The organism is Geofilum sp. OHC36d9, from assembly GCF_052400685.1.
Lineage (GTDB): Bacteria > Bacteroidota > Bacteroidia > Bacteroidales > Marinilabiliaceae > CAZHHH01.
This window is the reverse complement of the sequence record NZ_JBQTGJ010000003.1, coordinates 157,863-170,815: the sequence shown is the minus strand read 5'-3', so window position 1 is coordinate 170,815 and position 12,953 is coordinate 157,863. Positions and strand designations below refer to the sequence as shown.

Sequence of the window (12,953 nt, the reverse complement as noted above, 5' to 3'; positions counted from 1 at the left end):
ACCGCATTGTTATATCCGTATAATTTTGTTTAAAGGTTGTGTGAAACATTCCGTTAACGATATTATTGAATATCATCCATCGAAAACCGATTCATTTCTTCATATTTAGTACCAGCAAGAAAACGTCTTTTTCTTCATTTCCCGCTCTTTCAAATTATAATCGATGAAACAAACACCACTCAACCCATAAAAACGTCTCATCAAAATGTCAGATCGTCTTTTATTCAGTTATAATTTTACCATTATCGTCGTAACGATAAAATCCTGCCCCCGATTGAATCCCGAAATGTTTGGCACGAACCAGACGTTTAAGAAGTGGCGAAGGTTTATATTTAGGATCACCAAACTCTTCATATAGATTATCCATCCAACGAACGACCTTATTAAGTCCGATAAGATCAGCATGTCTGAAAGGACCAAAACGCATACCTAAACCAACCACCATTGTTTTATCGATATCTTCCAGTTTGGCCACGCCTTCCATCAGCGCTTCGCAAGCCTCATTTAGAAGAACAACATATAAACGAACACTGATTAAACCAGCTGACTCCTCAACATGAATGGCATCGCGGTTAATAAGCTTCACAAACGTACTAACCTTATTATAAACCGCGTCGGTTGTGTATAAGCCACGTACTACTTCAACAATACGCGCTTCGGCAGAAGTCACAAAAAAGTGTAAACTAACACATCGGTCAGGATATTGTAATTCAGCTGCCAACTCAGATATCACAATCGTCGTTGCATTGGTGGCAATAATGGTATCGCGTTCCACAATAGCTTCCACATCTCTGAATACCTGCTTACGACTATCCAGGCTACGAACGCCCGTATTATCGTCAGAACGAATCGCTTCAATAACAAAATCGCAACCAGCCAAATCTTTATAGTCTAGCGAACCGCGGATTCGACCCATGATAGCTCTTTTTTCACTTTGAGTCAGTCCCCAGTTCTCAATTCTATTATCCAATTCACGACCTATATTATCGATCGCTAATTCAATTTTATCGTGACTTAATTCTACAAAAACAACCTCGAGCCCATGCCAGGCAGCAATACGGGCAATACTTTGCCCCTCTTTGCCACAGCCCACAACCCCAATACGCGAAAACAAAGTTTTGGCTTGTTTTCTTTTGTTGAGGCCATATTTCTCAATGGGTTCCACCACTATTTCTGCCATCTTAATTTCTTTATAAAAATTTTAAATCAAATATATTTAGAGTTTGAGCCAGCAAGTTCAAATTCAGAGCATGCTTCCCTGCAAGCATAAAATTCACTTTCGTAAAAGACCAATTTAAGAGCAATAATAGCTCAAAAACCGGACTTTATTATAGCTCAACTTTATCGACTGGTACTAGTTAAAAGTGCCAGCTGCCTGATTTGCCGTAATTGCGATCATATTGACAATATCGCTTACCGAGCAACCACGTGAAAGGTCGTTAATAGGCGCAGCCATACCCTGAAGAACAGGACCTATAGCTTGAGCATCAGCCAGACGTTGAACTAATTTATAACCTATATTTCCGGCTTGCAAATCAGGGAATACTAAAACATTGGCATGCCCGGCAATTTTGCTACCTGGTGCTTTTTTGGCTCCAATAGCGGGAACAATAGCCGCATCAAGCTGAAGTTCACCTTCAATTTGAAGCTCAGGCTGTTTCGATTTAGCTATAGCAGTTGCTTCCACAACCTTATCGACAAAAGGATGCTTTGCACTGCCTTTAGTGGAAAAACTTAACATGCCAACACGCGGCTCTATGCCGGCGATGTTACGGGCTGTAGCTGCCGAAGCCAAAGCAATGTCCGCCAATTGATTGGCATCAGGATCTGGGTGAACAGCACAATCGGCAAACACCATAACGCCATTATCACCCCACTGCTTATCCTTAAGCACCATAATAAAAGCACCTGACACCACACTAATACCAGGTACTGTTTTAACAATTTGAAAAGCAGGCCTCAACACATCACCAGTTGCATTTTCAGCACCTGCCACTTCGCCGTCTGCATCACCGCTTTTAATCATTAATACTGATAAATACAATGGATTTTTCACGAGCTCGTCAGCTTGTTCAAGGGTTAATCCCTTGTTTTTTCTCAAGGAAAACAACAAATCTCGGTATTGTTCTTTTTTGGGATGATTTTCCGGATCCACGATCATCGCCTTATGGATATTTTTCAATTGCAAATGCGCTGCTTCCTTTTTAATAGCATCCGCATTGCCAATTAATACGATGTCAGCGAAACCTTCTTCCAGCACAATATCAGCTGCTTTAAGAGTTCTCTCCTCAAGCCCTTCAGACAACACAATACGCTGTTTCGACAGCTTTACTTTTTCCTTAAGTTGTTCCAAAAAATTCATATACACTTATATATTAATAATTTAATTAGATAATTTAAATTCATCTTAACTATAATACAAACGATTGTCTTCCATTCGCATTTAAAGAGCCATGCAAAAACAACTTTGAACAGCACACCAGATTATTATTATAAATTTGGGGGTAGTTGAAATAAATCAAATAAAAAACGGAGAAAAACAAACCCACAAATGGTCTTTGCACCTTTTCTATCATTAAACAACAGCACAAAAGTATAGAAAATAAGAATAAAATAAGAAAAAAGGAGGAATAATCCTCCCTTTTCAAATAAAGAAAAAAAGCTTTAATTAATTTGATAATCAACCAAATGGCGTCGAACTGATTAAAAGTACCAAATTTCACAGATGGTACCATATTAAGTAACTCCACATATGAGTACTGCCTCAAAATGAGGCTCATTTATCAATTATCGGACAGGCGGGGTTCCGCGCTTTGACTCAATAATAACCACTCCATTTTTAGCTTCCTCCCCAAAACGTTTCACCGCATCATCACCTTTTAAAACTCTAATGGATTTGATATTGTAGGAAGGAATGTGAACTCGTGACATCACCACTTTGTCATCTAAGACATAAAGTGGAGGATTAATGTCAAGACCATATTTCTTCATTGTTTGCACAAATTCACGTTCAGCAGGCGACAAGGAAAAACGAACCGGAATCACCACATTACAGTTCACATTAGCCCCATTTACCTGCGCCGGTTTCCACGTTGTCATCATCTCAACCACTCTTAAGGCTTCCATATCAAGTAATGGATCAACCGACTCTTTAATGGACAGATTCAAAAGTGAGCCATCTTTTGCAACCACACCCTGAACCACAACCACCCCTTCGATTTGCTTTCGCCAGGCTTCATCGGGATATACAATATGTTGATCCACAAACTTAGTCACATTGGCAGGTTTTCCTTTAAACTTAGGCAATTTATCAACCTTGTCATAAACATTGGTCGTATCATTACCATTAGATTGAGCTTGTACAAAAACAACTGATGACACACTAAAAAGAATCCAGTAAACAATCCATTTAAACCTTCGGATACCAATAAAAGAATGAATTAAAATTGCAGTTTTCATGGCTAAATAGTTTAAATTAACTACCAACGAAGTACAACAATTATACCACAATCATAAAAACTATTGCGACTTACGGTTTCTATCCCTCTGTGCTTCAATACGTGTCATTACTTCCCTTAGATTTTCCATAACCTCTCTTTTGCTCTCTGCACTATCAGTGCCTTTGGCACCATGCTGCCTGGTAGGATATTTTGGATGATTATCCTTGGAGCTCATTTCAAACCCAGGGTAAATTCTGGGCTCAGAAAACCCTTCAACTTGTTCATAATCACAGAAGTCTAAATATCTCATCAACTCCTCAAAAAAATCCGCCTTCTCCTGTCTAACCTTAACTCTGTAATTTTTCATAAAAAGTAAATTAAAGTACGTTGCTAACCATACTCGAAAATGTAGTCACATTTTACATAAAAATTTATTTGTAACAATCATTAACAAACCATTATTTGACATAACTATTATTTGAATACGCTTTCGTACGTAGAATACGTAATAGCAGCTAAAAGGTTATTATAAAATACAAAGCGATGTCTATTTCAAAGCAATTTTAAATTGGTCGGAATCCTGCCAAAAAGGAAACTGTTGTTTAAATAAATTAAGGGCATTAAAATTTAAGGAAATTTTAATAGTTTGGTTCTCTGACGTAGCCGGGCCATACAACATTTGGCCTTTATAATCGATAACCATTGAATGCCCCGGATAAGAATTTCCTTTCGGATCGACTCCAACTCTGTTAACACCAACCACATAACACTGATTTTCGATGGCTCGGGCCATTAGTAACGAATCCCATGTCTGTATTCGCGAAAGCGGCCAATTCGCAACATAAACGGCTAAATCATAACCGGAAGTATTGCGACTCCAGACAGGAAAACGAAGGTCATAACAAACAAAAAAAGCGATTTTCCATCCGTACACTTCAATCATCAATTGCGATTGGCCGGGAGAATAGACGTTTTGCTCGCCAGCAATTGTAAAGAGATGCCGTTTATCGTAAAAATGAATTTCACCTTTTGGATAGACTACCAACAACCGGTTAAAATATTTATCATTTTCGGCAATAGCCATACTTCCAGCTACAACAGCATTATATTGGGTGGATAGACGCTTCATCCACTCCACCCCCTCGCTATCCATCGTCACAGCAATGCGGGCAGGCTGCATTGAGAAGCCCGTGTTAAACATTTCAGGCAAAATAATGAGATCCGTATTACCTTGTGATGTTTGGAGCAGATCTTCTATCGCCTGAAAATTTTCCTTATGACTTTCCCATATAATATCAAACTGAACCAATGTTATATTTAGTGCTTGATTTTTTTTGCTGGTACTATGTAGCTGGTTTTTCATAAATGCCGCTGTTTACAATATTCAGCCTGCCATCTAATGTTTGTCAATAAATCTGGCAATGACCAATTCAATTTCTTTTTTAATCACAGAAGAGGATGCGTTAACATTATTGAGCATTATACAAAATGCCACCTTGCGCCGTTTGTTTGTAGTGAGATAACCTGCATAATTAACGATTCCGGTCATAGAGCCACTTTTGGCCTGTATTGCGCCCCGATATGGTTTCGATTGCCACATGTAACGTAAAGTACCTGACACCCCACTTATTGGCAACGATTGTTTAAAAATTTCGCCATCAGGCACCCCATTCATAAATTTCAATATTTCAACGATATAATAAGCCGACACCCGGTTTCCCGTAGACAAACCAGAGCCATCGAGCAGCCGAACCGGCTCATCAATACCTTGCTTCAACCAATAGTTATTAAGAGCAAGACTTGCTTTATCCCATCTTGATGGCGAGGCACTATCATCGCCCGCCATGGCCAAAAACAGATGGTCGGCCGGCAAATTCAGGCTTTTGTTATTAACAACTTTAATTATTTCACTGAGCGGTTCAGATTGCCACACCCATATTTGGTTGGCCAGTGCGGCATCTACCGACTGCTGTTCTACTACAACACGCACATTTTGAGTATGTTCAAAAAGAGACAAAAATTCATGCGCAAAAACTTTTTCCGGAAAGGGCAATGCCGCTTTAATAGCAAATTCATCGGCGCCAGCAGGTATGGAGCCTGTGATATACCAGTGTGAAAGTCCCGGATAGCCATAAACGTAAGCACTGTCGCGGTTAATGGATGATGCGGTTACGTAGCAGTCAAAATTCAACGCACTATTGGGTATGGATGTTGAGACTACCCGGCATAAAAGGCCTGACTGCAAAGGAGATTCAAGCGTTATGGTAAAAGTGTTATCGCGCCATGAAAGAGCCGAAGGAGGTGCTCCGTAATAATTAGACATGTCTTCCCACAGACGCGACGATGGGTATCCGGGCATTGGTAAACGAGACACATCAACAATCAGTTTTCCATTAAGTCCTTTAATCCCTGCACCATCGAGCTTTTTTTTTGCTTCAGCCAGAAACGTTTCGGGTGTAGAAGTGCTAAAATAAGAGGAACCCAGAGTCGGATCGGCCCCGGCCTTTATGATTAGTGCGCCATTTAAGGTATCGTTTACGATCGCCCCCTTCGCATAAAATTCAGTTTGAAACTTATAATCAGGCCCAAGAACTTTGAGTGCTGAAGCCGTAGTTACAACTTTCAGCAAACTGGCAGGCACCATCCACTTGTGGCTGTTAACATCAACCAACGTTTCATTTGTGTTTAAATCAACTGCATAAAAAGAAAATGCAGCTTCTGGAAATGTGGTTTCTACGGATTGAGAAAAAATAACAAAAACATTTGCTACCGAAAGACCCAGAAAGAGAAACAAAAATCTATACGCATTTCTATAAAGGTCCCAACTGACTTTCAAGCTTAACCTTTTCATCTTCTCTTTCTTTAAGTCTAAGATAATAATGCTGTGACTGTATTTTATACATCCCGGCGGCACTAACAGCTCCAGGTTTATCAAATAAATTACGACTCACATCCGCCCATGCCATTGCTTCTGAAAAATTATTTCTCATTTCGTATGACAAGGCAATATTATGAGCTGCCATTGCTTTTTGCTTTTTATTACCATGTTCGTATACATAATACCAAATTTTTGCCGCTTCATTCCAGCTATTGACCTTTGCTAAATCAGTTGCCCGTGAAAACAAATAGTGGCCGCCCACAAATAAAGTACGTTGTTCCACGTCCCAATGCGGAGCCAGACGATCGGTATATCTTTCGCCCATAAAGCCGGCCAGCGCATCGAGCGATTCACTTAATTCAGGAATAGTTATCTTCACCTTGCTTACAGGCTCTGTGTTATCCCAAAAAATAGAATCACGCTGCAAGTAAGCATCCAATAAACGACCATGCCTATCATAAACTTTCCAAAACGCGGTTCCAGCTACATCTTGCGACACATAATAATAATCGGACAATTTTTCAACCTTAATAGAGCTGTTATAGCGATAGCTTTCGATGGAAACAACCGCCTGTACCTGATATTTTTCAATTAATTTGGTCAAAGTATCCGCATGAAGAGTTGGATAAGGAATACTATCAGCCGGTCGGTTAACAGGATAGGGATAGTAATAAACGGTATCAAAAAAAGCGCGTTCATTTAGTGTTTTAGCCAACATGCGAGCCGCTTCGGCGCCAAAACTATCGAAGTATGTTGAGTCGAGATAACTCTTTTCTCCCAACAGATCCAGTTTATGAATACTGTCCGCTCGATATGGGTAGGTATTATTTACGACAACCACAGACACAATAGAGGGATCAACCGAATAACCTGCCGGTTTCATCACCTCAATAGGGATGGTTGAAAAAGACGAACAGGAGGAAAAAACAGTGGATATAACTAATACAAAATATATATGCTTAAAAGAAACACGCTTCATATCGTCAAATATTAACATAATAGGTACAATACATCAAAAAGTCTGTTTATAAAATCCAACTTCTGCGTTACGCTTCAAACTCCCGACTCAATGGACAGGCGTTTTTTTAAACAAACCAATGCTTTAAAGATAAATAAATTTCGTCTATTATGCCATTTTGAAGGAATGCTTTAAGGTAAAAAAAATCCCCATATCAGAATAGATACAGGGATTATAAAACAATTTAAGCCTATTACATATTCATTCCGCCACACACATGAATAACCTGGCCAGTAACATACGACGACAAATCAGAGGCCAGAAACACGCAGGTATTAGCCACATCATCAGGAGTACCGCCCCGACGCATAGGTATTTGAGATTCCCAGGCTTTTCTTACATCCTCGGGTAAAGCCCCTGTCATATCAGTAATAATAAAACCGGGTGCCACAGCATTATGTCGAATACCGCGCACCCCCATCTCTTTGGCAGCCGATTTGGTAAAACCAATGATACCGGCCTTTGAGGCAGAATAATTACATTGATTGGCATTTCCTGAAACCCCAACCACCGAACTCATGTTGATAACACTACCACCAGCCTGTTTCCACATCACAGGTTGAACAGCCTTTGTAAAGTTAAAAACAGATTTAAGGTTAACAGCAATAACAGCATCCCACTGATCTTCGGTCATACGTTTTAACGCGCCATCTTTGGTAATACCAGCATTATTAACCAACACGTCAATACGACCAAATTCTTTAACAATATCGGCCACAACTTTGTGGGTATCGTCATAATTAGCAGCATTAGAAGCAAATCCTTTAACTTTAACTCCTAAAGCAGCAATTTCCTTTTCAGTTTCCTGGGCAGCTTCATTAATTACCAAATCGGTAAAAGCAATATTACAGCCTTCGGCAGCAAAACGCAGTGCGATAGCCTTACCAATTCCGCGAGCAGCACCGGTAATAACAGCTGTTTTTCCTTCTAATAATTTCATCTTAATTTAGAATTTTAAAGTTACTTTGTATTCTTACAAAATAGATTTCCAATCAGTTACACAATCAGAACTCATTTAACATGCTTAACAAAAGCAAAACAAAGTTAGAAAAAAATGGATATTGAACAACTCAACAACTTCTCCTGCATGACCAGAACAAGCTTAAAAAAGGAAACGTGAAAAAATCTCAAAAAAAAACTTCTTATCTGTAACATTCCTTTTCGGGCTTACAGGAAATAACGATTAACGGTGGCGCCAAAAAAATCTTTGAGGTCTTCATCATGGCCTCAGCCACCCATCCCAAAAATTAAAAGAGAAACTTCTCCAGTTCTGAAAATACTTCACCGGCCTTGCCCTTTAGATGGATATCGGTGATATTTCCTGTAAAATGGGATTCATCCGGGTTAATTTCAATGACGACAGCCTTATTTCGTTTCGCTTCGGACGGAATAATAGCTGCCGGCATCACCTCCCCGGTGCTTCCAACAATAAGGCAGACATCGGCTTGTCGAGCTGCAACTACACTTTTCTCATAGGCTTCAACAGGGATTTGCTCACCAAAAAAAACAAAATCAGGTTTCAATAAGCCTCCACATTTGGGACACATCAAAGGCAATTTTGAAAAATCGGCGTCGGGTGCCATAACTCTATAATCGCATCGCGTACAAATAATGCGTTGCAAGTTACCATGAAACTCATACACCTCTTTTGATCCTGCATCCTGATGCAGATTATCAATATTTTGTGTTACCACACACTTCAGCATGCCTGCTTGCTCCATGCGCGCCAGCACCTTGTGTGCCTTATTAGGTTTAGCCAATCCAAAAAAATCGTAGAATATCTCCTTGATAACAGGCCATGATACTTCGGGTGACGCCTTAAAAAAATTCAAATCCAACACTTTAGGATCGTACCGATTCCACAAACTATTTTCGCCTCTAAAAGGTGGAATACCACTTTCGACGGACACCCCGGCACCTGTAAATGCGATGCACGATTTGGCGGACAAAATAATTTCTGCCGCCTTTTTAACACTTGATTCATCCATGAGGATCTATATCTTATAATTTATCTCAAAGGTACAAAAAAGAGATAAACATGAACCTACAGATTAATCCCCTTACACATGAAAAAATTCTGTATTGTGCACTATCATGACCTTCATCAAAGGGCAAAGCCGCCCAATACAACTACTCGCAACGTGCCTCCCTATAAACCGAAATTGACTTAAACATCAGCAGCTTTGCCCTTTCCAAAACGCAAAAAAGACAAAATGAATTATGAATGATCGTCCAACCTAAAATACTATTAAAAAACGCTTAATCAACCAGCGCCTTTTTCATGGTAATGCCAATATCGGCAGGACTTTCCACCACATGAATGCCACATTCTCTCATTATGGCCATTTTGGCCTCTGCTGTATCATCTTTACCTCCAATAATGGCACCAGCATGTCCCATACGTCGTCCGGGAGGGGCTGTTTGACCTGCTATGAAGCCAACAACCGGTTTGGTAGCATGTTTTTTAATCCAACGTGCAGCCTCTGTTTCCATATCCCCTCCAATTTCACCAATCATAACAATACCCTTGGTGCCGGGATCATCCATCAACAAGCGAACGGCATCCAACGTTGTGGTTCCAATGATAGGATCGCCACCGATACCAATACAGGACGATTGGCCCAGACCTAATTTTGTAAGCTGGTCGACGGCTTCGTAGGTCAGCGTGCCCGAACGGCTAACCACACCAACAGAACCCTGTTGATGAATAAAACCAGGCATGATACCCACTTTTATTTTACCCGGTGTAATAACCCCCGGACAATTAGGACCAATTAACCGGGTAGGACGACATCCCAAAAAGGATTTAACCTTGACCATATCTGCGACCGGAATGCCTTCAGTGATACAAATAATTAATGCAATACCGGCATCAGCAGCTTCCATAATAGCGTCGGCAGCATAGGCCGGCGGCACAAAAATGACAGACACATCGGCTCCTGTTGCTCCAATCGCCTCTGTCACCGTATGAAAAACCGGCAGGTCCAAATGAGTGGTACCACCTTTACCGGGTGTAACACCACCAACGACCTTTGTGCCATACTCAATCATCTGACTAGCATGGAAAGTTCCTTCGGCACCCGTAAATCCCTGCACGATGACCTTGGAATTCTCATCAATTAATACGCTCATAAAAAATGTGATTAACAGTTTATGATTTAGAAAATTAAATAATAGTAGCAAAAAAAGTGTCATTTACACAAGTAAACACACCACTTTCAAACCAGCAAGCCTGGAATTGAAATTTCGAGCTAAAACACCTGTCTATGATTGACAGGCACAAAACAATTTAACAGACAGCAAAAACAAAAGTTCAACATCGATCAACAAACTTAAGCCTTATATAGCCTCAGTGAAAAATACAATTTTTCATCACGCTTGCTTTCAAAATAGCCATTAACAACAGTAAGCTCAAATTTTTCAGAAATTGCAAATCCTAAAACTGAACTTTTCTTTTTAAGCACTTTTTTGCTGATACTATCAACCTCTCTTGTTTTAGGGCTGCCTGCAAAAATAAGGCTTCCTTAATATTAATTTAACAGAAAAACAGTCTTCCATGTTTACATTCGCGGTCAAACTAAACCTCAACAAATGAAACACTGGAATTCACTACCTATAAAAAAAAAGTTACTGCTAAGTTATGCCGCATTGATATTTCTTTTTTTAATTGGCGGAGGCGTTGTTATGGTTGCACTGATCCGTATAAACCAATCGGCAAAAATCATGCATCAAAAGCTTATACCTTCAGTGGCACTGGTCAACAACCTTGAATCAGCCTGGCAACAATCTATCTTCTACATGAGAAGTTATACCATTCATAAAGATACCGATTATTATAAAATATCTGAACATCATTTACAACGCACTCTTCTTTTAATGGATTCGTTAAAACAAACAGCTTCGACGGACAATAAATCATTGGTAAACGATATTGAAAAAGAAATAAACCGCTACAGTAACCAGTCGAATCTAATACAATCGGCCATTGGAAACATTAACAACAACTACCAGCGACTCGATTCCGCCAGTCGCAACCTACAGGCTTACAGCAACAAATACCTTAATCTTCAGTACAAAAAATTAAAGGCTGACATCGATAAAAATGAAGCCGATTACATCATCAAACGAAGGGTAGATAAAGTTAGTATGATGAGCGAAATAGTATCGGTAACCGAGCAGATAAAATCGACCATTGGAGAAGCCAATTATAACCATGACTATGAATTATTGGATTCGGTTCCCGACCGTATGAATATTATTTATCGCAATGTATCAACCATTCGTCCAATGACTACCAAGCAATACGACCTTGAATCGTTGAAAGCGATAGAGTCACTTACTCTAAAATGTAAAGAAGCGGTTAAACAACTCAGCAATAGTTACAAAAGCAGTAGTTTCCTGACCGACCACGACGAGACAAAAAAAGGCTTAGAACTGCTAGTTGAATTGGCCAACAAAACGGAAGAATTTGCAACGGGAGAAGCCGTGTCGTACCAGCAACAGACACAAAGAGCTCAAATAACATGGTGGATCTTTTTAGGCCTTATTATCGGCGCCGGCGTCCGCTTGTCAGTATTTATAAGTCGTTCGTTATCAACACCCATTGTTTATCTTACCCATATTATGAGCATGCAGGAAAAAGGATTATTTCCCGACATCGAACAACTTGCACGCAACGATGAAATAGGACAACTAACCAACGTCGTACGATCGGGACAGGAAAAGACCAAAGCGCTGGTAGAAAACCTGCGTAAGATGGCCGAAACCATCGACATTCTGATTAACAAGCTACATCAAAAAAGCGTTAAACTAAGTCATTCCGGAACAACACAAGCTGTTAACACAGAGGAGATATCGGCATCGATAGAAGAAATGGCCAGCCTATCGACCGGTAATGCCATGAAAGCTGGAGATGCTGTTAAAGAAATTCAAAATGCGGGCACCATTATTCATCAACACCTGTCACAAACCAAAGAAACAATGGAGATGACTCAGCAACTAATGGCCAAAACCGACAATATCACACTACTGGCCTCACAAACCTATATCTTATCTCTAAATGCCTCAATTGAAGCAGCACGTTCGGGCAACAAAGCCAGAGGCTTCTCGGTCATAGCACGTAACATGCGCGAATTATCAGAGCGGGTAAAAGCCACCGCGGAAGAGATGACAGCTATAACGGCTCATGGACGCTCAAGTGCTGCCGACACGATCGAAAACATACAATTAGTGGGTAGTGCCATCAACAAATCCATAGAAATGTTACAAGTATTTGCTGAAGCGGCGTATTTGCAAAATCATGAAATAACGCAGGTCAATCAATCTATTCAGGATCTGAATCATCATACACAACAGAGCTCTCTGCTGGCTGAAGAGTTAACCGACGAAGCTGCGAGGCTGGGTAAACAATCGCAATATTTACATGAGTTATTGGAATTTTATCAAACAGAAGAATCTATGTTCAATGAAATACCAATAAAACAAAATCCGGCCCCGCTGGAAGACCTCTCGGTGTACGAATCGAAACCTGATTTGTCTGTAAAGTCAGATACTTCGTTATGCTTGTCATAAAATTTGCAGCGACAGATTTGCCTCTGCCTTTACTTCGTTCGTCAGT

At 40.1% G+C, this 12,953-nt stretch carries 11 protein-coding genes; 1 reads left to right on the top strand and 10 read right to left on the bottom strand.

From position 1 onward, the window contains the following. Positions 1-220 precede the first annotated feature (220 nt). The 10 genes from ACT3CD_RS05575 to sucD all read right to left on the bottom strand — a co-directional run bounded on the left by ACT3CD_RS05575 (position 221) and on the right by sucD (position 10,468). A complete protein-coding gene (locus tag ACT3CD_RS05575; RefSeq protein ID WP_444643732.1) occupies positions 221-1,180 on the bottom strand; it encodes a 3-hydroxyacyl-CoA dehydrogenase family protein in 960 nt (319 codons plus the stop codon). A gap of 174 nt (positions 1,181-1,354) precedes the next feature. Beyond that, complete coding sequence (gene pta / locus ACT3CD_RS05570; RefSeq protein WP_444643730.1) at positions 1,355-2,362, bottom strand: phosphate acetyltransferase; 1,008 nt, start codon at positions 2,360-2,362, stop codon at positions 1,355-1,357. Positions 2,363-2,787: 425 nt separating this feature from the next. Further along, positions 2,788-3,459 carry a TonB family protein gene (locus tag ACT3CD_RS05565; RefSeq protein ID WP_444643728.1) on the bottom strand — a complete coding sequence of 224 codons (672 nt, stop codon included), beginning with the start codon at positions 3,457-3,459 and terminating at the stop codon, positions 2,788-2,790. Between the two features lie 60 nt (positions 3,460-3,519). Continuing rightward, on the bottom strand, positions 3,520-3,807 hold the full coding sequence (locus ACT3CD_RS05560) for a hypothetical protein (protein ID WP_444643726.1): 288 nt from the start codon (positions 3,805-3,807) through the stop codon (positions 3,520-3,522). Between the two features lie 180 nt (positions 3,808-3,987). Then, positions 3,988-4,803 carry an amidohydrolase gene (locus ACT3CD_RS05555; protein WP_444643724.1) on the bottom strand — a complete coding sequence of 272 codons (816 nt, stop codon included), beginning with the start codon at positions 4,801-4,803 and terminating at the stop codon, positions 3,988-3,990. Between the two features lie 33 nt (positions 4,804-4,836). Then, entirely contained in the window at positions 4,837-6,291 is a 1,455-nt protein-coding gene (gene dacB, locus ACT3CD_RS05550) for a D-alanyl-D-alanine carboxypeptidase/D-alanyl-D-alanine endopeptidase (RefSeq protein WP_444643722.1), read from the bottom strand. Beyond that, positions 6,251-7,297, bottom strand: a complete 1,047-nt coding sequence (locus ACT3CD_RS05545; protein WP_444643720.1) for a DUF6340 family protein — start codon at positions 7,295-7,297, stop codon at positions 6,251-6,253. The genes dacB and ACT3CD_RS05545 overlap by 41 nt, the downstream gene beginning before the upstream one ends. A 232-nt stretch (positions 7,298-7,529) precedes the next feature. Next, the gene (fabG, locus tag ACT3CD_RS05540; RefSeq protein ID WP_444643718.1) at positions 7,530-8,276 is read right to left on the bottom strand and encodes a 3-oxoacyl-[acyl-carrier-protein] reductase; all 747 of its coding nucleotides are present in this window, start codon (positions 8,274-8,276) and stop codon (positions 7,530-7,532) included. Between the two features lie 307 nt (positions 8,277-8,583). Then, on the bottom strand, positions 8,584-9,324 hold the full coding sequence (locus ACT3CD_RS05535) for an SIR2 family NAD-dependent protein deacylase (RefSeq protein WP_444643716.1): 741 nt from the start codon (positions 9,322-9,324) through the stop codon (positions 8,584-8,586). Between the two features lie 271 nt (positions 9,325-9,595). Continuing rightward, on the bottom strand, positions 9,596-10,468 hold the full coding sequence (sucD, locus tag ACT3CD_RS05530) for a succinate--CoA ligase subunit alpha (protein WP_444643714.1): 873 nt from the start codon (positions 10,466-10,468) through the stop codon (positions 9,596-9,598). 459 nt (positions 10,469-10,927) lie between these two features. On the opposite strand from sucD, the gene ACT3CD_RS05525 reads away from it, so the two are divergent. Then, positions 10,928-12,907, top strand: a complete 1,980-nt coding sequence (locus ACT3CD_RS05525; protein WP_444643712.1) for a methyl-accepting chemotaxis protein — start codon at positions 10,928-10,930, stop codon at positions 12,905-12,907. The last annotated feature ends 46 nt before the right edge of the window (positions 12,908-12,953 follow it).